The organism is Algoriphagus marincola DSM 16067 (genome assembly GCF_000429405.1).
Taxonomy (GTDB): Bacteria; Bacteroidota; Bacteroidia; order Cytophagales; family Cyclobacteriaceae; genus Algoriphagus; species Algoriphagus marincola.
This window is the reverse complement of sequence record NZ_AUBU01000023.1, coordinates 1-26,538: the sequence shown is the minus strand read 5'-3', so window position 1 is coordinate 26,538 and position 26,538 is coordinate 1. Positions and strand designations below refer to the sequence as shown.

Here is a 26,538-nt window from a genome sequence, read left to right as displayed (position 1 = left end):
AAGGGTTATTAGAGATGGGTTTTCACCTGCGATATTCAATCATCTAGAGGAGACCTTCCCTCAGGAAGAAAGACTATTGGAAAATGAATATTCAGTTAATTTACCTACCCGGTTTAAGTTAAAGAAACAGGCATACTCCGGTTGGCTGAATATCATAAATCCCTTTCGTGCCACCCTCGTGGTTGGTACACCAGGTGCCGGTAAATCGTATTTTGTAATACGTCATATCATCACCCAACATTTGAGTAAAGGGTTTTCCATGTTTATTTATGATTTTAAATATGATGACCTTTCGAGGATTGCCTACAATAATCTATTGAAATTCAGGAAGGCATATCCGATAGAACCCAAGTTTTATACCATCAATTTTGATGATCTTCAAACCAGCCATCGATGTAATCCTTTGGAGCCAAGTACGATGACTGATATTACGGATGCTTCAGAATCTTCCAGAACCATTATGCTGGGTTTAAACCGAGAGTGGATCAAAAAGCAGGGAGATTTCTTTGTGGAATCTCCCATCAATTTCGTGACGGCTGTTATTTGGTTTTTGAAAAAGTATCGGGGAGGAAAATTTTGTACACTTCCTCATGTGATTGAATTAATGCAGGTAGAGTATCCAAAATTATTTTCAGTGTTACGGACCGAACCTGAAATTGAGGTTTTGATCAATCCTTTTGTTTCGGCCTTCCTGCATGGGGCGGCTGAACAGTTGGAGGGACAAATCGCCAGTGCCAAGATAACCATGGCCCGATTGGCATCTCCTCAACTTTACTATGTACTAAGCCAGAGTGAATTTACCTTGGATCTCAATAATCCAGCAGAACCAAAGATTATTTGTATGGGTAATAACCCCCAAAAGCAACAGGTTTACGGGGCTGTACTATCATTGTATATTTCCCGAATCACCAAATTGGTGAACCGAAAAAATTGTTTGAAGTCCAGTTTGATTTTTGACGAGTTTCCGACCATTTACTTTAATGGGATTGATTCGTTGATTGCTACTGCCAGATCCAATAAGGTGGCCACGACTTTGGGTGTGCAGGATTACAGTCAGTTGAAAAAGGATTATGGAAGGGAGCAAGCTGAGGTGATTATGAATACAGTAGGGAATATCATTTCGGGGCAGGTATTGGGAGATACGGCCAAGCAGATTTCGGATCGTATCGGAAAAATCAATCAATCCAGAAGAAGTCTTTCGATCAACTCAGGTGATACTTCAATTAGCCATTCGACTCAATTGGAACTGGCTGTTCCCCCTTCGTCAATTTCTCAGCTTTCTTCTGGTCAGTTTGTAGGGATTGTGGCAGATGATCCATCTCAAAAGATAGAGTTAAAAGCTTTTCACTGTGAGATTCAAAATGACCATGAGAAGTTGGCAAGGGAAGAAAAAAGCTATCAGTCGATTCCTGCTGTAAGGAAATTACACGGAGAAGAGGTTTTGGAAAACTATCGAAGGATCAAATCAGAAGTGAATCAACTGATTGAGGAGGAACTTGAACGGATGTTGGATACACCGGCTTTGGCGAGCTTGATGATCAAGTAGAATTTTACTTAAACTTTTTTTAAACTTCTCTTCTTCCTATTTAATCCGGATATCCCAAACCATTAATTTTTTCTACTCCCTGCTCCAACTAAAATAGCGGGGAGGATGCACACGAGGCAAGAGACTACGGCATAAAGCCAGCGCTCATTGCCTCTGCTGGTTTATTCCGTTTCCTCTTGCACTTAGTGCCTCCTTTCCGCTGGGATTCGCTGTATCAGTTCATGTCTAACCTAAAACGTAAAGAAAAATGAAGACTACAGCAAAAAACAGAAAAGGGATCAACTCAATAGGGGTTAATTCGAAAAGAAAATCAAGGGGAAAAATTTCCAATAATTCCCCAAGAGACCTATATCAAGTGGTGACAGATTTGATTTTGGAGAAGTTGGAAAGTGGGATAATTCCCTGGAAGAAACCTTGGGGAGATTTGGGTTTACCCAGTAATTACTTGACCAAGAAACCCTACCGGGGAATCAACCTCTGGATTCTTTTGGCACAAGAACACAGTGTACCCTTTTACCTGACATTCAAGCAAACTCAGGAGCTGGGTGGAAAAGTGAAGAAAGGAAGTAAAAGTATTCCGATCTGTTATTGGAATTTTGTTTATCGGCATAAGGAAACAGGGGAAAAGATTCCTCAGGATCTCTTGCAATATTATCCGAAAGATCTTGTGACCAAATCCTCATATCTGAAAGAATACAAGGTTTTTTGTATCTCAGATATTGAAGGTATAGAGTGGGAGGGAATAGACTCGGGGAATAATGGAATTCCTGCGATTGAACAGTGTGAAGCTATTTTTGAAGAAATGCTTTATCCGCCGAAGATTCGGATTGAAGGAAATGAAGCTTTTTATCATGTCAAAGAAGATTGCATTACGCTTCCAGACATTGGGAGGTTTGAACGGGCAGAAAGTTACTACAGTGTGTTATTTCATGAATTGGTTCATTCAACGGGAAGTGAAAGAAGGCTCGGAAGAAGTGGAATCATTGAACCAACCCGGTTTGGAACAGAAGAATACAGCAAGGAGGAACTGATTGCTGAAATGGGTGCCGGGTACTTGGGAGGTATGACAGGGATTTTGGATGAGGATTTGATTTCTAACCATGCAGCATATATCCAGAATTGGATCAGCATCCTTCAAGAGGATAAAAATATTCTGATAGAGGCAGCTTCCAAAGCTCAAAAGGCGGTGGATTACATTTTGATGGAATGTCCTTTTTGAAAAGAGGGGGAAACCCCTTTTTTGGTCGATTTTTTAAAATCGATTTTGATTTAAGTTTCGCGAAGTTGATTTTTGGAAGACTAACAAGACTTTTGTGAGACAATCTATTCCTATCCGAACGATCCACTTATTTGAAGAGTTGGATTTCCTCCTATTGGACAAATTGCGTGATTTAAGTTCTGAGGATTGGGGAGCTTCTACTCTGGCTGGCTCTTGGACTGTCAAGCAGGTAGTGAGTCATCTATTGGATGGGAATCTTCGAGCTTTGTCCATGCTTAGGGATGGCTATTTCGGTGAAAACCCAGGAGATGTAAATTCTTATGAGGATTTGGTGAGTTTCCTGAATCGCTTGAATGCTGACTGGGTGAAGGCAACTCAACGCCTCAGTCCAAAGGTATTGATTTCCTTATTGGAATCTTCAGGGAGAGAGTATAGAGCCCTGTTGAGGTCATTGAAGCCTTTTGAAAAAGCTTTGTTCAGTGTAGCCTGGGCTGGCGAGGAAGAGTCATTGAATTGGTTTCATATAGCCAGGGAGTACACTGAAAAGTGGCATCATACACAGCAAATCTTTTTGGCTCTGAATCCAAATGACAAAAGTCTTTTCAGTAAGCGCTTGTATTTGCCCTTCTTGGATACTGCCTTTCGTGCTCTTCCTTATCATTACCGAAGCGTAAAAAGTCCAACTGGCACCTTGATTAAATTTTCTATTACCGGTGAGTTTTCTTTCGATTGGTGGCTAAAGAAAACAATCTCGGGCTGGCAGCTATTACCCTTTTCAAAGGTCAAGCCATCTTCTGAAATAGCTATTCCTGATCATATTGCCTGGAGGATATTTACCAAAGGACTGAGAAGTGAAACGGCAAAGAAAGCAGTAGATGTAACAGGAGATCAGGAATTAGGCCATCATCTTTTGACGATGCTAACTGTCATGGCTTAGAATGTAATTGGCCATTAATGGATTTATTTAACCTGTTGAATTGATTCTAAAATAAATATCACGCTTAGAGGTTCTTGTGTATCAGGGTTCGTCGGTTCATAAATTTTTAACAGTCGGTAAGGACACTGGTAAAAAAGGTCTGACCATTCACCAAAGGTCCGAAGATACCAGGGGTGTCCATTTTTAAAACCATCGTCCAGCCCTTCCCAAGAATTCTTGATCCACTGACTTCTATAAGCCAATCCATTTTTAATCAAGTGAAAGGGATGGATGGTTTGTATAATGATCTTCCCGGATGGGATAAGGATTTTCTGAACTGTTTGAAATAGAAGATCAATTCCTTCTTTTTCATAAATGGAGAAGTTGAATACTGCTCCGAAAAATTTTTTATTGCCGAATTTCCCTTCCGTGGTTGACCTACCAGAACCCTTAAAAGCAGCGATTAACTCCTGATAGCTTATTCGTTCAAATTCATCACTTTTAGATAAAGTTTTTGCCTTTTTTATGAGAGTTTCGTTCCCGTCTATACCAAAAGTTTCCAAACCATTTTGTCTTAGCTCTCTACAAAGCCATCCTTCTCCACATCCCATGTCCAGCAAAGAACCATGGACATGATTTAAAACTGCATTAACAATAGCTTGATTGGTTATTTTCCGTGAAATAATCCTTTCCTTTTGAATGGCATCTATCCAGGTTTCGGCATTTTCTTCCCAGGATTGTTGGATTTTTTGGGATAAGTTCATGGGTAGGAATTTTAATTACTGATGACTGGAAACCAGTTATACCTTTACTTGCCTTAGAATCTTTCCTTGAAGTCTTTAAGGCAAATGAATGCAAGGTTAAAGGATAAATCTTAAAAAATTAAAGTACGGAATTATTTAGACGGATTTTCAAGCGTTTTATTTTTTTTAATATTGTGAATAATTCACCCTTTAGAAATTCAAAAAATGGAAGGAACAAATTGGGATAAAGCGATTGATAAATCATTGGAAGTTTTGAGGATGTCAGATAAGGGCTATGTAATGCTGGATATGTACAATAATATTATTTCCCCTGAGGAAGCAGCATTTAACAAAATAAGTGTTGTGCCTTATAATGCCCTTAAATTCATTCAAAATCAATTTAATGCTTTAGGTATGGATATAGGAGATAAAACGGTTCGGATCAAGCTGATAGCATTAATTGAGGAGTTTGACCGCTTGTCTGAAATCAAAAAGTGAACGAGTGAACTTTTTTATGCCTATTATTTGTAGAGCACTTGTATTGTTACAGTTATAAGGTCATTCAATTAGCAGAAATTTTACAGCATCCTATAACTTGGTTGTTCTTTTATCTAGATTCTTTGGTTAACTACTTTAGAATTTATTTTTATTCAAATTGTCATTTGGTTTTGGAAGATTTAATAAAACACATCAGTAAGAGAGTACATTTAAGTATCGAAGAAGCTGATTTACTTCTAGATTTTTTTTCAGAGGCTACTTTTCAGAAAAAGGAGTTTCTTCTTCAAAAAGATCAGCAATGCACGGATTTATTCTTTGTCAGAGAGGGCATTCTTCGATCTTTCTTTTTGAATGAGTCGGGCAAGGAGTGTACAGTTATGTTTGCAGCTAAAGATTGGTGGATAACAGATATGCCTTGTTTTTTGAATAGAAGACCTGCCATGATATCCATTCAGGCGATAGAAAATAGTTCTGTTTTGACCTTGAATAAGAATGATTTGGAGAGAATATTTGATTCTGTTCCTTCTTTTAATATTTTTTTCAGAAAACTGATGGAAAATGCCTACTGTCGAGAGCAACTTCGAATGATTGAGAACTTATCTTTGCCTGCATCCGAGCGGTATGAAAATTTCCTCAGAAAATATCCTGATGTCGCATCGAAGGTGAGTTTAAAGCAGATTGCTTCCTATTTAGGGATTACTCCAGAATTTTTGAGCATGCTGAGAAGTAATAGAAAGTAGCTAAATCTTCATTTTCTTAAACTAGTTTATTTTTCCTCCTTGCTCAATCCTCTTTCTTTGAGGAAAAAGAATATGTTGATTTTAATAGCAGGTCCTTACCGGAGTGGAACCAATGATGATCCGGAACTGATTCAGAAAAATATGGATAATTTGGAAGCGGTGGCTCTTCCCATTTTTGAAAAGGGACATATTCCCATGATTGGGGAATGGGTAGCGCTTCCTTTATTACGGCTTGCGGGTTCTGAGAAAATAGGAGATGCCCATTGGGAGCGGATTCAATATCCTGTTGCACACCGATTAATCGAAAAGTGCGATGCTGTATTTAGAATCCCTGGAGAATCTAAGGGAGCTGATCAAGATGTGGCCATAGCTCAATCCAAAGGGATTCCGGTTTATATTGACCTCAACGATATTCCTCATGTCAAGTGATAAAATTCGAAATCTAAGCCGGGAATTGCTTTCGGATAATTGGTACAAATTAGAAAAAGTAAGCTACGAGATACAGTTGAAGGATGGTTCTTGGGAAAGTCAATCCCGGGAAGCTTATGATAGGGGTAACGGAGCGGCTGTCTTGTTATACAATTTGGAAAAAAGATCAGTCGTTTTAATCCGACAATTTCGGTTGCCAACTTATCTCAACGGGAATGATGACGGATATCTTTTGGAGGTATGTGCAGGATTATTGGATGAACGAAATCCTGAGGAAGCCATACGAAAGGAAGCTGAAGAAGAAACTGGTTATCGGCTAGAACAGGTAGAGAAAGTCTTTGAGCTTTTCATGTCTCCCGGATCGGTAACCGAGATTATTCATTTTTATATGGCAACTTATTCAGATGAAATGCGGGTTTCTGAGGGCGGAGGACTCCAAAAGGAGCAAGAGCATATTGAAGTAGTGGAAATGTCTTTTGACCAGGCTTTCGACATGATTGAAAGAGGTGAAATACGAGATGCAAAGACCTTGATTCTTCTACAACTATTAAAATCAAAAACTTTTAATTTATTATGAATTCAAGTAAAAAACTGGTCTTCTTTGAGCATGATGGTGCCATTGATGATTTACTTTCTCTGATGCTATTGCTTACTATGAAGGAAGTGGAACTAATTGGAGTCAATGTGACCCCTGCCGATTGCTACATTGAACCTGCGATAGAAAGTACCTGGAAGATACTTAAATTATTCGGCAAAGAGCAAATCCCCGTAGGAAGAAGTCGAATAAATGGGGTCAATGCATTTCCGGGTGAATGGAGAGCCAGGCCAGAAGTGGTTAATGCTTTACCATCTTTGATAAACATTCAGTATAGTTTAGATCCCTACGGTTTACCCGATGCGGTTGATTTAATTGCTTCAACTTTGAATAATTGTCAAGAGCCGGTAACAATTTTGATGACTGGGCCTTGTTCTAATTTAGTCGAGGCTTTGAAAAGGGAACCGCAAATACGAAAAAAAATTTCAGGTGTGGTTTGGATGGGAGGAGCTTTCCGTACTTCAGGAAATGTCCAAACCTATCAACATGATGCGTCGGCAGAATGGAATGTGTTTTGGGATCCCATAAGTTCAAAAGAATTGTTTGAAATGGAGCTTCCTTTGGTATGTATTCCGCTTGACCTGACCAATCAAGTACCCGTAGATCGGGGCTTTTTGTCAGAGTTAGCTAAATATTCCAATAGAAAATTAGCTGATCTTGCTGGTCAATTCTGGGCCATGACCGTTGATACCATTCCAAGTTATCACTATACTTATTTTATGTGGGATGTTTTGGCAACATCATTTTTGGCTTTAGATGAAATTTTCGTGTTGGAAGAAGTTAAAGCAATAGTTTCTGATCGGCCACCCAATGAGGGACAGACTATCTTGAGTTCAGATGGGTTTAACCTGAAAATTGCAGCTCAGGTAGATAAGGAAGCTTTTTACCGATATCTTTTCTATCAGTTCAGTAGTTTTTAGGACTGATGGTCCTCAATTAATAAGAGTTAACGGGTAAAGAAAAACTACTATTTACCTTTGGTTTCAGAATACGATTTATAGCTATTAATCAAAATTTAGAAACGAATATTTCTTTTGATTTTCATCAAGGTGTGAAATGAAGAGCTTTTTTACCTTTACCAGAGCATACCGAAGAAAACATATTAAATGCTGGGAATAAATTGTGTTGCCCGAATTCCTATTTAATACTTGTCCTAGTGTTGATTTTCGACGAATACATCTGAAATAATATTTCCAGATCCATCTATGAGTTTAAAAATTAAAAGGAAAAAGGCTTTATTACTTGCAATTGGAACAAGAGGAGATATTGAACCATTTCTTGCAATAGGGGAGATTTTGGACTTTTCTGGTTTTGAAGTTATATATAGCTTTCCTATCCAATTTTCAAAATTGGTTCCTTCAGATGCCCCATTTTATCCACTTTCATCCAGAGTAATTGATTTAATTGAAGGGAAAGAGGGGAAGATTGTCATGGGTAAGGCAAATATTTTTCAAAAAATAAAGGCTTTGATTTACCTGTATAGAGAAGGGAAAAAAGTGAACAAAGAATTGGTTTTAAGTCAGTTAGATGTTTTTAAATTAGAGGATCCAGACTTGGTTGTTCATCATGGGAAATGCAGTTTTCCAATTCTGTGGCACCTTAAGAACAAGAATGAATCTCTGATTATCAGTCCAGTTCCTTATTTTATTCACGAGGTAAAGGGTTCCTCACATCTTGGGTTTAAAATTAATATGGGTGATTTTTTGAATGGATTAACGTACAAACTGGCAAACTATGGATTGGCAAAAACTGTATTTGATGCCCAAAAACATTTACCTCAGGATTTCAATTTTTCTTTACAAGAAATAAAAGAGGCAATCATATCAAATAAGATAGGGTATTCATTTTCTTCAGCATTAATAACCCGACCCACCTCATGGCTTGATGGTGCTCAGGTATTGGGGTTTTCAGGACATCATAACTCTCTTTCAGGTTGGTTGCCAAGTGAGGATTTAATCGATTTTATTGAGAATCATGAGAAAATTCTCTTTTTAACCTTTGGAAGCATGGTAAATCAATTTCCGGAAGAGATCTCTAAATTCTTTTATAAAATATTGGATGAATTAAAAATCCCAACAATTGTCAATCAAGCTTCCGGGGGGTTAATACCCATCGAAGAATATCAGAAAAATGAAAATTTCATTTTTGTGGATTCAATTCCTTATTCATGGATATTAGAGCGCATTTACTGCATCATCCATCATGGAGGATCGGGGACAACGCATTTTGGATTACAGTATGCCTGCCCAACAATGATTATCCCTCATATTATAGACCAATATATTTGGAATGATTTGATTTTTGAAAAGAAACTTGGTCCGAAAGGGATCAGTGTAAATGACTTACCCTCTAAGAATTTGAAAGACAAGATTGTGGATTTATATAAAAATGAAGAGTTTAAGGAGAACGCAGTGAGTTATAGTTTGGATATGAAGCTAGAGGACTTTAAGTCTAATTTTTTAAGTTTTTTGAGATCCTAGTAGGTCTATGGGGTGTTTTAATGTTGATTCTAATTTTTTTTAGTAGTTTTAGTAATCAGCATGATACTGCATGGTCATAAAGATCAGATGTCCTGATAGTTTTAGAATCACCTGAATTTCCAATGAGTACATGCTGCATGAAAAGTTTTAACATGACCCATCAGGAACTCTTTGAAGAAGTCTTAGACAGTTTTGCTCCAATTCTTTACAAACGAGAGGTTTTAAAAGGTGAAATTCTTCAGGAATCCGGTAAAAGATGCCCCAATTTGTTTTTAGTAAAACAAGGGATTCTACGAGCCTTTTACTATCAAGGCCACAAAGACATCACAGCCCATTTTGCTTTTTCTTATGAATCCATAACTGCCCCACAAAGTTTTATCCTCGGCATCAAGAGTAAATATTTTATTCAGGCACTTGAGGATGGATTGGTCTATGTAGTCAAAAATACTGACTTGGAGTCTTTTCTTGATAAACACCCTTCTTTAGAATCCTTGGTACGCAAATTTACTCAATTACAATATTTGGAATTGCTGGAGAGAATTGAGGGGATTAATTTTCTTACAGCTCAGGAGAGATATTTAACCTTATTGGATAGGAATCCTGAACTGCCTCTTCGAGTGAACTTAGGCTATATAGCATCTTATCTGGGAGTTACACAGGAAACCTTGAGTCGGATAAGGGCAAAAAAAGAGAGTTGAACCAATATTGGGATTTCTCTTAGATCATTCAAAGGCTTTGAAGTAACAACTAAATACTTTTTAGAAATTTATCAAGTATAAGGGCTAAACAGAGGCATACCTTTGGTAAATCAAATAAAATTAAATGATGAGCCAAAGCAAGAGGGATTCGGGTAATTACAAACCTTTCACCTATTTTCTTATTTCTTTTTTACTCATGGGTTTGCTTTCCTGTAAGCCAATAAGTGATTTTCATAAAGAGCTAGATTATTCTGTAACAGAAATACCAGAAAATTCTGAAGGAGATTACAATGATACGCTAAAGACTGTGATTTTGATAGCTGATCACCGTTCTACAGAGATTTTTGATCTTCTATCACCCTATTACCTTTTTTCTAGTTCCGGAGAGGCAAATGTCTACATAGTCTCAAAAGAAGAGCAACCAATTAATTTATTCAGAGGATTGATGGTCATGCCCCATTATAGCTTTGAAACATTTCGATCTCTTGGGATCAGTCCAGATCTGATTGTTATTCCGAATTTATCAAGCGTAGAAAAAGAAAAGATTGACCCGGATATCACCGATTTCATTCGGTCGCAATTTGTAGATGGTAAGACCTCCGTCCTGTCGGTTTGCGACGGAGCGGCAGTGGCTTCTCAAACAGGCTTATTTGATGGTTTCAAAATCACTACCCATTCCTCAGATCTGGATTACCTGGCAAAACAATGGCCTCAACTTGAGTGGGAAAAGGGACTGAAGGTTATTGAATCAAATGGTTTTTACAGTACTGCTGGTGTTTCCAATGCCACCGAAGGATCACTTGTAGTCATGAAATCCTTGTTCGGTCATGAGGTTGCTAATAGGGTGGCTGAAAAAATTTATTTTTCATTTGATTCCCAAGAACTTGATAAGACTCATCAACCTATAGGTTGGTCTGATAAATATCAAATACTCAAGAAGGTGCTTTTTAAAGACAATAAGAAAGTCGGTTTCATGCTGACAGAAGGGATCTCAGAGTTAAGTTTGGCTGGTATGCTAGACACCTATTCGAGGACATTTCCAGAGAATATTGGCACTTTTTCTCTGGACGGTAGACCTGTGAACTCAGAAAATGGTTTAGTTCTGATCCCTACAGAAACAGCTATGGATTTTGATGAGATTCATGTTTTTGAAAAGTCAGCTCTTTCAGGTAAGGAAAATGTGAAGGATCATTCCGATGTAAAAGAGTACGTATTTGATTATTCCCTCTCGCTGATAGAAAATGAATTTGGTTCAAACTTTAAAAACGCTGTAATTAAACTACTGGATTATGAATATCAATCGAAGTGAAATCCCTTTCCCTGTTTCTCTAGTATCAAAGTGGTCTCCTAGGACTATGTTTTTTGTGGATAGTATGGGAGCTATATTAACTGCAACGACAATCGGAATTGTACTACCATATTTTAATGATTATCTAGGAGTAGAAATAGGGCACTTACATTTTTTGGCAATATATGTACTAGTGTTGTTCGCATATTCATTTTCGGTCTTTTTAATTAAGCCAACTAAATGGGTGATTTTATTAAAAATAATTGCACTGGCCAATTTCTCATACTGTGTAATTACTTTAAAGTTGGTTTATCAGCATTTTGAGGATTTGACAATGTTGGCTGTGATTTATTTTATCGTTGAGTCCTTATTAATTATGGGTATAGCTGTAGTAGAGTGGAGGTATTCAGAGTATTTTTCATCAAGAGAAATTATTAACTAGAAGTGATCAAATTGAAAATTAATTATTTTGCCTCTAAAAAATACCCTCAATTTATCTTCCAGTTTTTTTAACTGCAAGATAAAATCATCAAATCTTTAATTTTCTATTAAGTCATTAATTAATAACGATGTATAACTTATCTCAATTTAAGGAAAATGATAATCAAATTATCCTTGAATTTATTGAAAAATATCCTTTTGCGGTGCTTATAGGTAGCTTTGATTCAGGTTTTCAAACTGCTACTCAAATCCCTCTTTTATTAGTGGAGAGAGATGGTGATATTTTCTTGCAAGGTCATATTATGCGGAATACTGACCATTACAAAGCATTTCTTGAAAATAAAAAGGCTTTAGTAATGTTTACCGGTCCGACTTGTTATGTGAGTGCAACATGGTATAATAATCCAAATATAGGTTCTACCTGGAATTACATGACTGTTCAGGTTTCTGGTACTTTAAGTTTTATGTCAGAAGATGATTTGATTTCTTTAATGAAGAAATTGACTTTAAAGTTTGAGTCAGAAAATTTCGAATCATCTACTATTTTCGATAATCTTCCCAATTCCTATCTAAATAGAATGATTCCTGCCATTGTAGGGATTGAAATTAAAGTAAACCATATATCGAGCATATTTAAGCTTAGTCAGGATAAAGATGAAACAAGTTATTTAAATGTAATTTCTAAACTTGAATCTCTTGGTGGTGAAAATTCTATAATTGCTTCTGAAATGAAAAAAAGAAAGGATAGTGTTTTTCTTTCTTGTAATGAGGATAAGCCTTTCAATTAAATACAATAAAGTGAATTGTTCGTTGACGATCGTTATTGCTCGATTTGTATCTATAATTTATTTTTATAAGCCTTTATTTCCTTTTTTAGAGTGTTTTTTTTTTTGGCATGAATTAGGTATCATAAATCAATATTAATAAATATTTAAAAGTTGTTATTTATGTCTAGAAATTACTTAAAAATTGCTATTAGAAATATTTTAAATCGAAAATTGAATAGTTTAATTCATTTGTTTGGGCTTAGTCTTGGTATTTTTTCAACTGTCATTCTCGGGTTAGTAATTCACTATGAAATTTCTCATGATAAATTTCATCCCGGGTTTGAAAAAATGTTTAGAGTATGGACTAAAGACACCTATTCTGATGGTGAAGAAAATAATCCTGGAATAAATCCAGCTTTTGCTAATCAGTTGATGGCAGAAGATGAACTCTTTGAGCATATTGTACCTATTTTAAGTATTTATGGTCCACGTCTTACTGTAGATAATTCGGAAAGCTCCAGCGAAGAAAACTATTATGAAGTGGATCGAGGGTTTGTAATTAATGATGATTATCCAAATCTTTTCTATTTTGATTTAATTAGTGGTAATCCGAATAGTTTGAAAAGCCCTAATCAGGTTTTCTTGACCCGAGATATTGCTGTTCAACTTTTTGGCTCTGTAGGAGATGCGATAAACCAACAATTGAAAGTCAATGAACAGTTAATGTTAACTATTGCTGGTGTAGTTGAAAACTCTCCCATTAATTCCAATTTTAGGCCTGAAATCTATATCTCATTTGAAACCATCCGAGCCAACCCTTCAGAATTTCAAATTGATTTTGAAGAATGGGGTTCTACTGGAAGTAATTTTCAGTTGTTTGTTTCTCCTAAAAAAGATATTGAATTAAGTTATCTGGAGGATAGACTATCACAGCTGTCGATTAAGCATTTTGAAAATCGTGGTAATTCTATAAAAAGTCACCATTTACAAAACTTTAGTGAGATCCATTATGATATCGAAAAACAATCGTTTACTGGAACAGTAGTTCAAAAGTCAGAAATAAGTACATTAATTATTATTACTTTTCTGATAATACTTGTTGTATCTATCAACTATGTGAACTTATCTATCTCCCAAGTCTTGAGCCGAGGTAAGGAAATTGGAGTTCATCGAATTCTTGGAGGATCCCAATTCCAAATTTCCAAATTATCATTTTTTGAAACACTAACTCTTTTAATACCTGCAGGGCTTCTTGCCACACTATTTGTTTATTTAGTTAAACCCTATCTTCATCAGTTTTCTAATATTCCGCAAGAATATAAAGAGTTTCCACCTTCATTTTATCTGTACATTCTCTTTGTTCTGATACTTATTGGTGTCCTATCAGGATTTTATCCTGCTTTGGTTTTGAGCAAATTTAATCCTATAAAGACTCTTAAGTCAAACCTAAATACCAGTCAACTTGGGTACTTGTCATTTAGGAAGGTCTTGATTTCTGTTCAATTTGTGATAACTCAATTTCTCATGATAGCAGCACTTATTACCATTTTGCAAATGGATCATATTAATAACGCTGATTTAGGATTTAATGAGGAGCAAGTTTTAGTATTTGGATTAGGAAATAGTGAAAATAGAGATCAGACTTTACCTACCTTCAAACAAGAACTGATGAGAATTCCTGGAGTTCGAAGCGTTAGTTTTTCCTCTGATACTCCTGCATCAATGAGTAATTCCTCTATCAATTTTGCTTTTGATTTTAGTACTGAATACTTGCCTTATCCGGTTTTTGTCAAATATGGAGACCATGACTTTTTTGAAAGCTACGAGATTGACTTTCTATATGGTTCAGGTTATATACCAGGTGACACTTCTCAAAAGGCGATCTTAAATGAAACATTGGCTCTTCAATTATCAGGTGGGAAACCAGAAGAGATTATAGGAAAAACTATAAAACTTGGAGGAGGGAATTGGTTAGATATTGCTGGTGTTGTTAAAGACTTCACTCCTAATTCTTTAAAAGATCCTATGAAGCCCCTTTTGATCACTTCGAATTCATCTAGATATTCCCGTGCATCAATAAGACTTGAAAATACTGCCGGTAAAGAAACTATTGATCAAATTGAGTCTGTATTTAAGTTATTTTTTGATTCAAGTATTTTCAATGCTGAATATTATGATGAGACGATTGATAGATTTTATGAAAGTGAAGAAAAATTGGCGCTGATTTACAAGATATTTACTGGAATTTCAGTTTTATTGTCCGCTCTTGGTCTATACGGTTTAATTTCTTTTATATCTAAACAGCGGGTGAAGGAAATTGGGATTCGCAAAACTTTAGGAGCAAGTACTAATGAAATTGTAATGATGATTTCCAAAGAGTTTTTATTAATAGTAGTACTTTCATTTTTTGTTGCAGCTCCAATTGCGTACTCTCGAATGAGTGATTGGTTGGATGATTTTGCTTCAAGAATAGATTTATCAATTGGTATATTTATCGGTGTTTTTTTAGTTTCTTTATTCCTAACCAGTTTGACGGTGGGATTCAAAGCCTTTAAGGCTGCTTTAGCTAATCCTGTAAAAAGCATTCAATCTGAATAAATTAAATTTCAATATAAAATTCTGGCACGTATATCATTGTGTTTTAGTACTTGTAAAAGTAAAAAAAATATCATTTTAAGTTTAATTATATTATTACATGAGAAGGCTTAAATTATTCTTATTTAGGTTGTATTTATTAAATTTATACAACTTAAATAAATGTATTTAATAAAGTTAAATATATTCTTATTTGGTTTTAATAATTAAATAAAATTAATCCATTTTCAAGTATAATTTAGTATGGAGTTAATTATTAAGAATCTATCTAAAACTTATCCTAACGGGGTTCAAGCACTGTGTAATGTGTCCTTAAGTATTTCTAAAGGAATGTATGGATTATTGGGTCCAAATGGAGCGGGGAAATCAACGCTGATGCGAACTTTAGCGACTCTTCAAGATCCTGATGCAGGAATAGTGAAACTAGGGGATATAGATGTTTTAAAAGATAAACAATCCGTCAGGAAGAAGTTGGGCTATCTTCCCCAAGACTTTGGTCTTTATCCAAAAGTAAATGCTGAGGTTATGTTGAATCACATTGCTCAGATGAAAGGAATTACAGATAAAAATCAACGCAGGCAGCTTGTTGAACAGCTTTTAAACCAAGTTAATTTGTATCAAGACCGGAAAAAGGCTTTAGGCACTTTTTCAGGAGGTATGAGGCAAAGGTTTGGAATAGCACAGGCTTTAGCAGGTCAACCTTCCTTGCTTATCGTAGATGAACCTACGGCTGGTTTGGATCCTTCTGAGCGAAACCGGTTTTACAATTTGCTTTCTGAGCTAGGGGAAAATATAATAGTTATTCTCTCAACTCACATTGTTGAAGATGTAAGGACTCTCTGTTCAAATATGGCCATTATATGCAGAGGAGAGGTATTGATGCAAGGTAAGCCCAATGATGGACTTGGAAAACTTGAAGGTAAAGTCTATCATAAATTAATTAATAAATCAGACCTAGAGCAATATAGGGGTGATTATCAAGTGATTTCAACCAAACTAATAGGAGGCAAGCTGAATTTAAGCATTAAAAGTTATACGGTTCCTGGGAATGGGTTTGTAAAGAGACCTGCAGACTTAGAGGATGTTTATTTTGATTATATATCTCAAAAGATAGATCCAGATTCTTTTTTATAATTGATCATATGTTTAAACACGTCTTTGTTTTCGAAATAAAATATCGGTTCAGTCGACCTGGTACTTGGGTATATTTTTTTATTTTATTTATCGTTCCATTTTTACTATTTGGTTTTGGCAATACTCCTGCATCCGAGAAAGTTTATCACAATTCCCCAATTAATATTGCAAATTTTTTAACCCTGGTATCTTTTTTTGGAATTTTGATTGCTTCAGCTATCATGAGTGTTCCATTGTATAGAGATTTAGAACATAAAACAGCAAATTTCCTTTATACATATCCAATTAGTAGGGCAGCTTATTTTATGGGAAGATTTTGGGGTTCATTTGTAGTACTCCTGTTTATAAGCTTGGGTCCTATCTTAGGTATTTTTCTCGGCAGTATTGTTGGTCCAACTTTTGGGATAGATCCTCTGAGATATGGTCCAAATGAAATTATATACTACCTGCAACCATGGTTAATACTTATTCTCCCAAATCTTTGGTTGGGTAGTTCGATATTTTTTAGTTTAATTATACTTACAAAAAACGTTAGATCGATTTATACTGGAGGAATTGTTTTATTTATATTTTACCTTGTTGCTAATTTATTATCACAGAATATCGAAAATAAAGACTTGGTGAAATTGATTGATCCAATAGGTTTAAATTCACTTGTCCAAGAAGCTCGTTACCTAACACCCTATGAGCAAAATACCTTTTTATTGGCTTTTGATGATGGTTTGTTAATTAATAGAGTTATATGGATATGTATAGCTTTTGTTTTCTTTATACTTTCTTATTTGAAATTTTCCTTTAGTGATTTTATTCAATTAGTTTATTCAAATCATAAAAAAGGAAAAATAGAGCCTGTTTTCTGGTCAAGAAAATCCCTAGAAATTATTCCGGATTTTTCTTTTTCGTACCATGTAAAAAGTTTTAGAACCTTAATTCAACTCGAGGTAAAAAACATTATTAATGATAATTACTTTAAAGCTATTTTGTTAGTAACATTGGTTTTTTTGGTTCTTGATTTCTGGGTAGGAGATACAAACTTTGGTGTACCAAATATCCCTTCTACCTCATTTTTAATGGAGTTTAAGACAACTGAATACAAAGTTTTTGTATTCATAATCATTGTTTTTTTTATAGGAGAATCCTTACATAGAGATAAAAGCACAGGATTTTCAAAAATTAATGACTCTTTCCCTGTGAAAGATAGTTTGATGATCGCCTCAAAATTCTTAGCTATAGGCTTGCTTTGTTTTTTCCTCACTAGCCTTCCGATACTTGTTGGTCTAATTATTCAGACTCTAAAAGGATTTTTTGAATACAATTTTAAAGTCTACCTCATAGATTCATTTTTGATAGGATTTCCTGAATTTTTGCAAATGGCTATGTTAGTATTTGCTGTTCACCTAATAGTGAATAATAAGTTTGCTGGACATGGTGTTGCAATTAGTATTTGGCTTTCTTTAATCCTTCTGAGAAGGTATCTGGGTTTCGATTTTAATTTATTCCTTTATAGTTATAAGCCTAGTTATATCTGGAGTGATATGAATGGATTGGGTCATTTTGCTGATTCACTTTTTTGGTTCAATCTTTATTGGTCTTCTTGGGGCATTTTTATATTACTTTTATCTGGAACATTTTATACTCGTGGAACTGAAAGTTCATTTTACAATCGTTTAATTAAAGCTAAAAGTGTATTATTTAGTCGTTCTTTCAAACCTTCTTTTATTTTCCTTTTTTTGGCTCTTTTTTCAGGTGCTTTTATTTATAAGTCTGTCGTATATGAGAATAACTACCTGACAAAGGTGGACAGAGAACTCAGGCAACTAGCATATGAAATCAAATTAAAGAAATATCAAGGAATTCCTCAGCCAAAGTATGTGTCAATTGATATTAAAGCTGATCTATTTCCTCGAGAACGTGATGCTAGTTTTATTGCAGAGGTTCAATTGGTAAATAAAGGAAAGGCTCCTATAGATTCTGTTCATTTCAATTCTACCTCATTGAGTGATTTTAAGATTTTAAAGGGAGAAGATACTTTAAAATACCGCTTTCCTTTGAAATATGATAAGCCTAGTTTTCAAATATTTAGAAAAAAACCTGAGAGAGAGTGGTATAAGATTACCGCATTGCCAACGCCTTTACTTCCTGGGGATACCATTAAGCTCACTATCGTTAGTGAGGTCAAAAATACTGCTTTTCCAAATTCAGGTTATGGAAGAGAATTAGTCTATAATGGTTCATTTATTTCAGATGGAGTTCCTGATATAGGGTATGATTCTGACCTTGAAATAAAATCAGAAGAAAAACGTAGGAAATATCATTTGCCAATAAATAAAGAAAGCTCTGCTCTAAAAATTGATTCCTTGGGCTCAAAAAATTTATTAGTAGGTGATGAAGCTGATTTGATTTATTTTGAGGCAATTGTTTCAACCATTCCCTCTCAAATTGCTATTGCTCCTGGCTATCTTCAAAAAGAATGGATTGAAAATGAAAGGCGCTATTTTCATTATGTCCAGGATACACCAATTCAGAACTTTTTTACTTTCATATCCGCTGATTATGAAGTTTTAAAGTCCAAAACATCTCTCCCAAGTGGTAAGGAAGTAGCTATTGAGATATATTATGACCGCCAACATCCGTATAATTTGGATAGGTTTCTTCAGGCATATCAGGATGGATTAAGTTATTTTTCGGAAACATATGGGGATTTCCAATTTGATCAAATGCGACTACTTGAATTTCCCAGATATGCAGATTTTGCACAGTCTTTTCCAAATACAGTACCTTTCTCCGAAGATTTTGGTTGGGTGGCTGATTTTTCTGATCCTGATGACTTCGATTATGTCTATTATACTACAGCTCATGAGCTTGCCCACCAATGGTGGGGACATCAAATCACACCTAATAGCAATCCGAGCTCAAATTTACTAGCTGAATCCTTAGCTGAGTATTCTGCCTTAATCTTGTCAGAAAGACGGTATGGAAAGAATAATATGAAGCGTTTCTTAATGGAACAATTGGATAAATATCTTGTGGGCAGAGCAAATGAGAGTATTGCAGAAAATACTTTTATAGAAAGCAATAGACCCTATCAATGGTATTTTAAGGGTAGCATAATTCTTTATGGTCTTCGGGATTTGATAGGGGATAAGGCGATGGATTCTGCTCTTTATGCATTTAATCGGGATTTTGGCTTGAGGAAAAGTCCCCCATTTCCGGGAAGTTCTGACTTGTATCGTTATTTAGAATCAGTCACCCCTGATAGTTTGCACTATTACTTGCAAGATACCTGGAAGAAAATCACGCTGTATGATAATCGTGCAGAGAGTGTGGAGGTTAAAAAACTGAGTGAAAATTTATTTGAAGTTACGCTATTACTCAATTCTCAAAAGTTATACGCTGATGAAAACGGAAAGGAAATCCCCGCTGAATACGATGGGGACTACATTGATATTGGGATTTTTGCTTCGGCAAGCACTCATGAAAAGGGGCTTAAAAATACGAGCCCACTTTACTTAGAAAAACACAAAATTAAACCAGGTATAAACTCTTTTACCATGAAGGTAAAGGGGGTTCCTAAATCAGGAGGTATTGATCCATTCAACAAATTAATTGATAGAATACCCGATGATAATGTGATTGAAATTGAAGTGAATAATTAAAAAGCCAAGATAAGAAATAGACCCTTAGGCAAATGATAAAAGTTTCTATCCCGAAAAAACCTTTGAATTTATAACATTAAGAAAATCAATTATAAACATATGAAATGCCCATTAGAAAATGCTTCTCACACAAGGGGATGATTATCATGGGCATTCCATCTGACCATTAAAAATCAAATTATAAACAGATGAAAATAGTAATTTATATCTATGATGGCTTAACGATGCTTGATGCCATAGGACCGTATGAGGTTTTGAGAAACATTGATTTGGCAGAGGTTATTTTTGTTGCTGAAAAAAAAGGAAAAATTACCGCCGATTCAAAATTTGTTCATCTTTTTGCAGAATATGGAATTGACGAAGTTACACAAGCTGATATTTTAGTAATTCCAGGTTCAGCCATCACTTTCTTGAAGGAAATCAATAACCCAAAAGTGATGGATTGGATCAAAAAAATTAACCAAACGACCACCTGGACAACCTCTGTCTGCTCAGGATCCATCATTCTTGCTGCAACAGGTGTATTGGAAGGGCTAGAAGCAACTTCACATTGGAAACCCATAAATCTGCTTAAGAACTTTGGTGCTATTCCTAAGGTGGCTAGGTATGTTGAACAAGATAAATACATTACTGCAGCGGGAGTTTCTGCTGGAATTGATATGGCTTTATACTTATGTAATAAGCTAGTTGGTGAAACTAAAACCAAAGCTATTCAGCTCTTTATTGAATACGACCCAGCGCCTATTTTCAAATCTGGAAACTTTTCTACGGCTGAAAAAGAAGTTATAGAAAACGCTGAAGTACTATTGATAAATGAAGCTAAAAAAGAGCCTGAACTATTTGAGCAAATTAAACTAAGTAATAGAATATGAAAAGTGTTTCATTTGTGATTTTGATTCAAAAAAAATCATCTACTCTATTTAACGCTTCTAGCTATAATTACTGTAGAAAGAAAATGATGGTTTTAGGCTTAATCTTTTTTATTTCGGTAATACCAGGAGCGATAGGTCAAACCTTTACAGCTGAATCTTTAGGATTTGAGGTTGACTCAATTATGGATGATTCCTTAGGTAAGATAAAATATTATTCCATTGGAAATAAAGAAAACCCAACTTTACTTTATCTAGACGGGTCAGGATCCTTCCCATTGTTTCAGTATGTACCCAAGGGGATTGGGTCTACGGTAGTCATTGATTGGCAAAGATTAAAAGAAAATTATCGAATTGTATTGATTAGTAAACCAAATATACCTTTTATAGACTCAGTTCAATATAATTCTAATGGAACGCCTTTTTATGACTCCCCTTCAGATTATAATAAAATGCTTTCAGCCGATTGGAGAATAAATTCAGCAGATTTAGTTCTAAATAGGATACTTGAATCAAGTAGTCTAAAATCACCTGTAGTGTTAATGGGCTTTTCAGAAGGTGCCCAAGTAGCTGCTAATTTAGCAGCCAAGAATAAGAACGTTACTCATTTGATGCTTTTCAGTGGAAATGGTATTGATCAACTTTTTAGTGAGGTTATAAACCAGCGAATCCAGGCAGAAAGGGGACAGATTTCTCATCAAACTGCTCAAGATATGATTGATTCATTATATCATGTTTTTAATGAGATTTGGACAGCTCCAAAAGAAACTGAGAAATCCTGGTATGGACATACTTATCAGCGCTGGTATTCATTTTCCAAATTCCCACCTTTAGACGCTCTTTTAAATCTTGAAATACCCATTTATTTTGCAGTTGGATCCAGGGATATTAATCCTATTTTAAGTGCTGATTATATAAAATTTCAGTTTTTGAAATTTGGAAAGCAAAATTTAACCTACAAGGTATATCCTGATCATGATCATATGTTTAATCATATCCAATTCACGGCAGAAAAAAAACCAATAGTCAATTCTAATTTAAATACTGTTCTTCTGGATGCATTCAAATGGTTGGAAGAGAGATTGTAGTTAATGTTTTTGTATTGAGAAAATTATTTCTGAATGGATCTTGAAGATTTTATCTAAAATAAAAAAGAATATTTAAAAGTTGATTTTTTGTTTTCGGCTTTTAAATAGGTTAATAGTAGTCTACTAGGTTTTATTTTGATAAATGTAAAAAGTCATTTATTTCCTTGTGACTATTTTTACGTAAATAAATGACTTGTAAATCTGTTTTTATAAGGAGGTGCGCTAAAACCTTAACATGCTATCAAAACAATAAAAAAGAACCTGATTTGGGTAGTTTAAATACCTGGAATAAGATTTAAACAATAAACAACTTATCAATAAACGATTTTAAAATGAAAAGAATTATTACACTTATCGTTCTTACCTTATCTTATTACAACGCCTTTTGTCAAGAAGCTGGAAAATTCAGGTTTCAGATGGATCTTGGAGCAGTGGTTCCACAGGATGGTGGGATTGGAGCCTTAATAAATTTTGAACCGCAGCTTTTACTAATGGATAATTTAGCCTTTGGAATGAGATTAGGTTCGACAGGCTTTGGTAAGGAGATTACTTATTATGAGGTCTCTGAAAATTTTGATGGGATTCTATCATTTAATTCCTCTGTATTAGGTACGATAAATTATTATTTCATTCCAAGAAATAAGGAGATTATTCCTTTTGTCGGGGTAGGTTTCGGATATTTTGCTTTGAGTAATGTTCGATTGGAAGATCATAATTTTGATAATGATAGGATTGAGGTCAGAAGAGGAAGCTTTGGATGGGCCCCGATGTTAAGAGCTGGTATCGAATTAGGTAAATTTAGAATAGGAGCAGAGTACAATTTTGTACCCGATAGTGATTTGCAAAGCGTAGAAGGTGATTGGATAGGCACTACTTCAAATAAATATCTCGGTTTTACATTTGGGTATTTTGTTGGAGGGGGAAAATGGAAACAATAAGATAACTGTAACAATATTTAAATTTTGATAATCAAATTATGCTCTCTACAACACTGATATGATTTGATTTTTGATCAATAGCTTTCAAACCAATGTCAGATTATAACAGGATAGGAATAAATTATTCGGATTATCGTAAGCCAGATAAGCGGATTGCGGAAATGATTGAAAAGGAAATAGGTAATTCAATTTCAGCGGTTAACATCGGAGCTGGAACAGGATTGTATGAACCAAAATTTTTGGATTTAATCGCAGTGGAGCCCTCAGAAATTATGATCAATCAACGTTCTTCTGAAGCTGCTCCTGTCATTAAAGCTTCTGCGGAGAAACTTCCCTTTAACGATTTACAATTTGATATTTCTTTGGCTTTGTTGACTGTCCATCATTGGAGAGATTTGAAACTAGGTTTATCGGAAATGAAGAGAGTCTCTAATAGGCAATTGATTTTTACCTTAGATCCAGAATTTCCGGGATTTTGGATGAATCAGCGATATTTCCCTGAAATCAAACAGATTGATAGCCGGATATTTCCTGGTTTTCATGAAATAGAGGAAGCTTTAGGACCTATGGAGAGGGTGAGTGTTCCTATTCCAAGTGATTGTTCAGATGGTTTTGGTAGTGCTTATTGGGCAAGGCCCGAGGCATATTTGTCGGAGGATGTACGACTCGTGATGTCTTCTTTTAATAAGATTTCCAAGAAGAAATTGAAGCAAGGTATTGATCTCCTGAGTAAAGAAATTGCTGATGGAACCTGGGATCGGATGTTCGGGCATTTGAGGAATATGAAGAAATTGGACTTGGGTTTTTATATTCTTTCAAATTAAAGGCTATTTATGGAGATCGCTAGTGAAATGAAAATTGGGATAATTGGAGGAGGAATTTCATGTCTAACCACTGCTTTTAATATAAAAAAGTCGGGGTTTTCTAGTTAAATATATGAAAGAGATCCACAGCTTCGAGAGGTAGGTTCTTGAATTTGGCTACAACCTAATGCAATGAAAATCCTTGATGAAATTGAAATAGGAAGTATAATTCGAGAACAAGGATATTTATTAGATCATTTGCAACTTACAGATCCCAGATTGATTCCATTTAAAAAGTCTTAAAATAGGATTTCACCTTTAGATAGGATAATCGGTATTGGATATTCAGATTCGTGCTCTTCAATGCAAATGTATATTTCTGGGTTTGAGTCATTCATAGCAATGGTTTATCAATTCTAATTAGTCCTTGGTAGTCTTGAATGGATAAATCGGTACTCTTGTGTTTTCCCAGAATAACCATAGGCATCTGCCTTTACTTCCTCGATGTAGACGTAGCTTTCCGTGTGAATATTATCTAAAATAGATTCAAACAAATCAAACACTGCCTTTATGTAAGCTTCTTTTTCGTCTTTGGAGTTTGTGCCGTCTGTTACCTTTATATCTAAATAGAAACTATGCTGTTTTAGTGTTTCAAGCGATTCAGAATTAACGAACCAATTGTTTTGAGCAATGTGCGTAAGGGTAATTGCCATTAGCTCTTTTTTCTTTTTTAGGTATGTATGGGTCAATTCTGTTAATGAACTGATAATTGAGCCTTTCTCTTGATTATCAAGCTCTTTGCTTATTTTCAAATTGAGTATTGGCATATTTTTTAAGTTAGCAATCTGTATTTTGACCTGCCATGTGAATATCTATGGTTGCTTTGATAAATTCCTCGATGCCTGTTTCGTTAAGGTTGATTGACTTTTTAATTCTGATGCAACCTTTACCAAGGTCTAAGCCTTTGAGCATGGTATCACTATTTTCTACCTTCTGCGTATTTCCTACATAGAGGCTAACATATTTTTGCTGAGCATTTAAATGAAAAACGGTTTTTCCATTGAGCTGATAAGCGAGCATTTTGTACTCAATGCCTTCGGAAAGAGCTGGGCCGTGGGTTTGAATCATTTCACGCACTTTTGCTAAGGTTTCTTTACGCCAATCGGCTTCCAATTCCGATAGGTATTGATCAGGTGTGTTTGCATTAAACTGCATAAGAGTGTTTATTTTAGATTGTTCAACATATACTCTGCAATTAGGTTGGCCGAATTACTTTGAGTTTGACTAAGAGATGTGATGATATTCTTTTGCTCCTCAGTGCTTTTGTTTTGACTTAGTTTCTTGCTAGCGACAATCTCGGTTACTTCAATCTCAAAGGCGACTACTCCATTCATCATTTTATCACGAAAGGAATCTGAAAAGCTGTTCCATTGTGCTAAATAAGGTGTTTCATATGTATTAATTAACCTTTGAATAGAGGACTGAATTTCGGTTTTTGCGGTTAATATTCGGCCTTTACCATAGGTATGAACAGATATGTAGTTCCAAGTGGGCACACTCGGATGGTTTACATAATTGGAAGGAGATATGTAAGCGTGTGGTTCAGAAAAAATAATCAAATTCATGCACGTCTCTATTGATCTCCAATGGCTATTCACTTTGTTGAAGTGAGAAGACAAAATCCACTTTTCATTCTCTTCAATTATGGAAAAAGGTAAATGTGTGGCAATGGGTTTGTCGGCTGTAGAAGAAATGATTGTACCAAAGCTAAACCGCTTGATAAAGGAAAGTACTTCCTTTTTATCAGGCATTTCGTTAATTTTAGAGACGTGCATACCTCAACTTTTTAAGTTTTTATTAGACTCAATTACTTTCTTGGTTCAAAGAAACAGGAAAGTATTTATTTAGGATTGTTTCTACCAGCGCAGGAATAGATTCAAATGCTTGTTGTTTAGATGCTTCATGTCGCTGGTCTTTAAATTCTTGGTATTCGATTCCAACATGGTAAAAATCTGTTTTAGCATTAACACCTAAATAATGTGCACAAGCTTGTACATGTGGAACTAAATGACCTGAGTCTTCCCGAATGCCCCCTTTCTCAAATCCAAATTCACCTGAAGATGTCATAAGCACTAAGACTTTGTCTCTCAAAATAGGCTCGATTGGGAAATCACCTCGACTTAGATCGAAGGAAAAGGTTTTGTTGATACGGGCAATTTGATCAAACCATGCCTTCAAACTGGCAGGCATTCCATAATTGTACATAGGAGCACCGATGAGAATGATACTTGCTTTTTCAACTTGGGCAATATATTCATCTGAATTACTAAGCGCAGAGACCTCTAATTGGGTTAATTGAGTTTTGCTAAAAGCACCAGAAATCCACTCAGGAGATACGTATGGAGGCGGTGTTTTTACCAGATCCAACGTCTCAATTTCCACTTCTTTATGTTGTTTGCTGATGTTTTCCAAGAAAGCATTGGAAAGTTTTCTTGTTAGTGACCAGTCCATACTGGCACTTGATTGAATGTTTAAAATTTTAATTGCCATTGTTCTTGTTTTTTGATGATTGGCAAAGTTCATTAGCTCCATTTTGAATAAAATTGAACTGGTTCAAGAAATGAAATCATCGCTTTCGTGACCTTAATTTGCTGAGCATTTCGGCTGACATACCCAAATAGGAAGCTATTAGGTATCTTGGAAATGCTTCATAAAGTGAAGGATAGCTGCTTATAAAATAAGCCAGCCGTTCTTGGGCAGATAGTGTATTCAGCATGTAAACCCGTTTCATCCATGAGATCAGGTGCTTTTCAGTCATCAAGCGGAAGTATCTTTCTATTTGTGGGATTTCGGTAGTGTCCCGATAAGTGTGTAAATGGTAGGAAAAGTTATTCTGGAATTTTTGGGCCCTTTGAAAGGCCAGGAAAAATTACGGAAATAACTTTTTCGGGGTACCTTCACACACTTAAAGCTATGAAAAAAGAAGATGCATTCAGCGAGGAATTCCTCAAGCAGTTCAAAAACGGAGAAGAGCTCTATGCTTTTCTCGGCCAACTTCAAAAACGGGGCGTAGAAGCCATCCTCGAAGGAGAGAT

Annotated in this window: 26 protein-coding genes and 1 pseudogene; 21 read left to right on the top strand and 6 right to left on the bottom strand. The window is 35.4% G+C overall.

The window, feature by feature from the left end:
• From mobC to G457_RS0114510, 3 genes are all read left to right on the top strand, one after another.
• Positions 1–1,546, top strand: a 1,546-nt coding sequence (mobC, locus tag G457_RS21590) for a conjugal transfer protein MobC (RefSeq protein WP_035484045.1), incomplete at its 5' end; no start/stop codon positions are given.
• 247 nt (positions 1,547–1,793) lie between these two features.
• Positions 1,794–2,765 (top strand): ArdC family protein, encoded by a 972-nt coding sequence (locus G457_RS0114520; protein WP_081701452.1) that lies wholly within the window; start codon positions 1,794–1,796, stop codon positions 2,763–2,765.
• Positions 2,766–2,859: 94 nt separating this feature from the next.
• Positions 2,860–3,702, top strand: a complete 843-nt coding sequence (locus G457_RS0114510) for a maleylpyruvate isomerase N-terminal domain-containing protein (RefSeq protein ID WP_026947121.1) — start codon at positions 2,860–2,862, stop codon at positions 3,700–3,702.
• Between the two features lie 23 nt (positions 3,703–3,725).
• Here G457_RS0114510 and G457_RS0114505 read toward each other — a convergent pair whose 3' ends face one another.
• Positions 3,726–4,445, bottom strand: coding sequence for a class I SAM-dependent methyltransferase (locus tag G457_RS0114505; RefSeq protein ID WP_026947120.1), 720 nt, complete (start codon positions 4,443–4,445; stop codon positions 3,726–3,728).
• A gap of 204 nt (positions 4,446–4,649) precedes the next feature.
• On the opposite strand from G457_RS0114505, the gene G457_RS0114500 reads away from it, so the two are divergent.
• The 17 genes from G457_RS0114500 (at position 4,650) to G457_RS0114420 (ending at position 23,464) form a co-directional block, all read left to right on the top strand.
• Positions 4,650–4,922 (top strand): hypothetical protein, encoded by a 273-nt coding sequence (locus G457_RS0114500; RefSeq protein ID WP_026947119.1) that lies wholly within the window; start codon positions 4,650–4,652, stop codon positions 4,920–4,922.
• Between the two features lie 170 nt (positions 4,923–5,092).
• The gene (locus G457_RS0114495) at positions 5,093–5,662 is read left to right on the top strand and encodes a Crp/Fnr family transcriptional regulator (RefSeq protein ID WP_026947118.1); all 570 of its coding nucleotides are present in this window, start codon (positions 5,093–5,095) and stop codon (positions 5,660–5,662) included.
• Positions 5,663–5,719: 57 nt separating this feature from the next.
• Positions 5,720–6,091 (top strand): DUF4406 domain-containing protein, encoded by a 372-nt coding sequence (locus tag G457_RS0114490; protein ID WP_248602864.1) that lies wholly within the window; start codon positions 5,720–5,722, stop codon positions 6,089–6,091.
• The gene (nudK, locus tag G457_RS0114485; protein WP_026947116.1) at positions 6,081–6,668 is read left to right on the top strand and encodes a GDP-mannose pyrophosphatase NudK; all 588 of its coding nucleotides are present in this window, start codon (positions 6,081–6,083) and stop codon (positions 6,666–6,668) included. Before G457_RS0114490 ends, nudK begins: the two co-directional genes overlap by 11 nt.
• Positions 6,665–7,606, top strand: a complete 942-nt coding sequence (locus G457_RS0114480) for a nucleoside hydrolase (protein WP_035484042.1) — start codon at positions 6,665–6,667, stop codon at positions 7,604–7,606. Before nudK ends, G457_RS0114480 begins: the two co-directional genes overlap by 4 nt.
• A 285-nt stretch (positions 7,607–7,891) precedes the next feature.
• The gene (locus G457_RS0114475) at positions 7,892–9,166 is read left to right on the top strand and encodes a glycosyltransferase (protein WP_051260840.1); all 1,275 of its coding nucleotides are present in this window, start codon (positions 7,892–7,894) and stop codon (positions 9,164–9,166) included.
• 137 nt (positions 9,167–9,303) lie between these two features.
• Positions 9,304–9,864, top strand: a complete 561-nt coding sequence (locus G457_RS21585) for a Crp/Fnr family transcriptional regulator (RefSeq protein ID WP_035484041.1) — start codon at positions 9,304–9,306, stop codon at positions 9,862–9,864.
• Between the two features lie 124 nt (positions 9,865–9,988).
• Entirely contained in the window at positions 9,989–11,173 is a 1,185-nt protein-coding gene (locus G457_RS0114465) for a DJ-1/PfpI family protein (protein WP_081701451.1), read from the top strand.
• Positions 11,154–11,594, top strand: coding sequence for a hypothetical protein (locus tag G457_RS0114460; RefSeq protein ID WP_026947112.1), 441 nt, complete (start codon positions 11,154–11,156; stop codon positions 11,592–11,594). The genes G457_RS0114465 and G457_RS0114460 overlap by 20 nt, the downstream gene beginning before the upstream one ends.
• A 127-nt stretch (positions 11,595–11,721) precedes the next feature.
• A complete protein-coding gene (locus G457_RS0114455; protein WP_026947111.1) occupies positions 11,722–12,381 on the top strand; it encodes an FMN-binding negative transcriptional regulator in 660 nt (219 codons plus the stop codon).
• Positions 12,382–12,540: 159 nt separating this feature from the next.
• On the top strand, positions 12,541–14,958 hold the full coding sequence (locus tag G457_RS0114450) for an ABC transporter permease (RefSeq protein ID WP_026947110.1): 2,418 nt from the start codon (positions 12,541–12,543) through the stop codon (positions 14,956–14,958).
• A gap of 240 nt (positions 14,959–15,198) precedes the next feature.
• A complete protein-coding gene (locus tag G457_RS0114445; protein WP_026947109.1) occupies positions 15,199–16,089 on the top strand; it encodes an ABC transporter ATP-binding protein in 891 nt (296 codons plus the stop codon).
• An 8-nt stretch (positions 16,090–16,097) separates the two neighbouring features.
• Entirely contained in the window at positions 16,098–19,745 is a 3,648-nt protein-coding gene (locus G457_RS0114440) for an ABC transporter permease/M1 family aminopeptidase (RefSeq protein ID WP_026947108.1), read from the top strand.
• 188 nt (positions 19,746–19,933) lie between these two features.
• A complete protein-coding gene (locus G457_RS0114435; protein WP_026947107.1) occupies positions 19,934–20,617 on the top strand; it encodes a DJ-1/PfpI family protein in 684 nt (227 codons plus the stop codon).
• Positions 20,614–21,702: an alpha/beta hydrolase gene (locus tag G457_RS0114430; protein WP_026947106.1), complete on the top strand. Its 1,089-nt coding sequence runs from the start codon at positions 20,614–20,616 to the stop codon at positions 21,700–21,702. The genes G457_RS0114435 and G457_RS0114430 overlap by 4 nt, the downstream gene beginning before the upstream one ends.
• A gap of 332 nt (positions 21,703–22,034) precedes the next feature.
• Positions 22,035–22,640: a hypothetical protein gene (locus G457_RS0114425; protein ID WP_026947105.1), complete on the top strand. Its 606-nt coding sequence runs from the start codon at positions 22,035–22,037 to the stop codon at positions 22,638–22,640.
• 92 nt (positions 22,641–22,732) lie between these two features.
• Positions 22,733–23,464 carry a class I SAM-dependent methyltransferase gene (locus tag G457_RS0114420; protein ID WP_026947104.1) on the top strand — a complete coding sequence of 244 codons (732 nt, stop codon included), beginning with the start codon at positions 22,733–22,735 and terminating at the stop codon, positions 23,462–23,464.
• Positions 23,465–23,859: 395 nt separating this feature from the next.
• On the opposite strand, the gene G457_RS0114410 is transcribed toward G457_RS0114420, so the two are convergent.
• From G457_RS0114410 to G457_RS22830, 5 genes are read right to left on the bottom strand one after another with little or no spacing between them, the layout of a single operon-like run.
• Entirely contained in the window at positions 23,860–24,270 is a 411-nt protein-coding gene (locus G457_RS0114410) for a tautomerase family protein (protein ID WP_026947103.1), read from the bottom strand.
• Positions 24,271–24,280: 10 nt separating this feature from the next.
• Positions 24,281–24,658, bottom strand: a complete 378-nt coding sequence (locus tag G457_RS0114405; protein WP_026947102.1) for an iron chaperone — start codon at positions 24,656–24,658, stop codon at positions 24,281–24,283.
• Between the two features lie 8 nt (positions 24,659–24,666).
• On the bottom strand, positions 24,667–25,278 hold the full coding sequence (locus G457_RS0114400; protein WP_026947101.1) for an FMN-binding negative transcriptional regulator: 612 nt from the start codon (positions 25,276–25,278) through the stop codon (positions 24,667–24,669).
• A 28-nt stretch (positions 25,279–25,306) separates the two neighbouring features.
• Positions 25,307–26,026, bottom strand: a complete 720-nt coding sequence (locus G457_RS21580; RefSeq protein WP_211230232.1) for an FMN-dependent NADH-azoreductase — start codon at positions 26,024–26,026, stop codon at positions 25,307–25,309.
• A gap of 43 nt (positions 26,027–26,069) precedes the next feature.
• The gene (locus tag G457_RS22830; protein WP_155847169.1) at positions 26,070–26,261 is read right to left on the bottom strand and encodes a cyclic nucleotide-binding domain-containing protein; all 192 of its coding nucleotides are present in this window, start codon (positions 26,259–26,261) and stop codon (positions 26,070–26,072) included.
• Positions 26,262–26,416: 155 nt separating this feature from the next.
• Here G457_RS22830 and G457_RS23195 point away from each other — a divergent pair.
• A pseudogene (locus tag G457_RS23195) lies at positions 26,417–26,538 on the top strand (IS256 family transposase); the annotation flags it as partial.

Excerpts from the sequence above, each read along its gene's own strand:
- G457_RS0114445 (WP_026947109.1), top strand. The coding sequence starts at position 15,199 with ATGGAGTTAATTATTAAGAATCTATCTAAAACTTATCCTAACGGGGTT.
- G457_RS0114520 (WP_081701452.1), top strand. The coding sequence starts at position 1,794 with ATGAAGACTACAGCAAAAAACAGAAAAGGGATCAACTCAATAGGGGTT.
- G457_RS0114465 (WP_081701451.1), top strand. The coding sequence starts at position 9,989 with ATGATGAGCCAAAGCAAGAGGGATTCGGGTAATTACAAACCTTTCACC.
- G457_RS0114475 (WP_051260840.1), top strand. The coding sequence starts at position 7,892 with ATGAGTTTAAAAATTAAAAGGAAAAAGGCTTTATTACTTGCAATTGGA.
- G457_RS0114420 (WP_026947104.1), top strand. The coding sequence starts at position 22,733 with ATGTCAGATTATAACAGGATAGGAATAAATTATTCGGATTATCGTAAG.
- G457_RS21585 (WP_035484041.1), top strand. The coding sequence starts at position 9,304 with ATGAAAAGTTTTAACATGACCCATCAGGAACTCTTTGAAGAAGTCTTA.
- G457_RS0114460 (WP_026947112.1), top strand. The coding sequence starts at position 11,154 with ATGAATATCAATCGAAGTGAAATCCCTTTCCCTGTTTCTCTAGTATCA.
- G457_RS0114410 (WP_026947103.1), bottom strand. The coding sequence starts at position 24,270 with ATGCCAATACTCAATTTGAAAATAAGCAAAGAGCTTGATAATCAAGAG.
- G457_RS0114430 (WP_026947106.1), top strand. The coding sequence starts at position 20,614 with ATGAAAAGTGTTTCATTTGTGATTTTGATTCAAAAAAAATCATCTACT.
- G457_RS22830 (WP_155847169.1), bottom strand. The coding sequence starts at position 26,261 with ATGACTGAAAAGCACCTGATCTCATGGATGAAACGGGTTTACATGCTG.
- G457_RS0114480 (WP_035484042.1), top strand. The coding sequence starts at position 6,665 with ATGAATTCAAGTAAAAAACTGGTCTTCTTTGAGCATGATGGTGCCATT.
- G457_RS0114405 (WP_026947102.1), bottom strand. The coding sequence starts at position 24,658 with ATGCAGTTTAATGCAAACACACCTGATCAATACCTATCGGAATTGGAA.
- nudK (WP_026947116.1), top strand. The coding sequence starts at position 6,081 with ATGTCAAGTGATAAAATTCGAAATCTAAGCCGGGAATTGCTTTCGGAT.
- G457_RS0114455 (WP_026947111.1), top strand. The coding sequence starts at position 11,722 with ATGTATAACTTATCTCAATTTAAGGAAAATGATAATCAAATTATCCTT.
- G457_RS0114425 (WP_026947105.1), top strand. The coding sequence starts at position 22,035 with ATGAAAAGAATTATTACACTTATCGTTCTTACCTTATCTTATTACAAC.
- G457_RS0114435 (WP_026947107.1), top strand. The coding sequence starts at position 19,934 with ATGAAAATAGTAATTTATATCTATGATGGCTTAACGATGCTTGATGCC.
- G457_RS0114400 (WP_026947101.1), bottom strand. The coding sequence starts at position 25,278 with ATGCACGTCTCTAAAATTAACGAAATGCCTGATAAAAAGGAAGTACTT.
- G457_RS21580 (WP_211230232.1), bottom strand. The coding sequence starts at position 26,026 with ATGAACTTTGCCAATCATCAAAAAACAAGAACAATGGCAATTAAAATT.
- G457_RS0114450 (WP_026947110.1), top strand. The coding sequence starts at position 12,541 with ATGTCTAGAAATTACTTAAAAATTGCTATTAGAAATATTTTAAATCGA.
- G457_RS0114505 (WP_026947120.1), bottom strand. The coding sequence starts at position 4,445 with ATGAACTTATCCCAAAAAATCCAACAATCCTGGGAAGAAAATGCCGAA.
- G457_RS0114500 (WP_026947119.1), top strand. The coding sequence starts at position 4,650 with ATGGAAGGAACAAATTGGGATAAAGCGATTGATAAATCATTGGAAGTT.
- G457_RS0114440 (WP_026947108.1), top strand. The coding sequence starts at position 16,098 with ATGTTTAAACACGTCTTTGTTTTCGAAATAAAATATCGGTTCAGTCGA.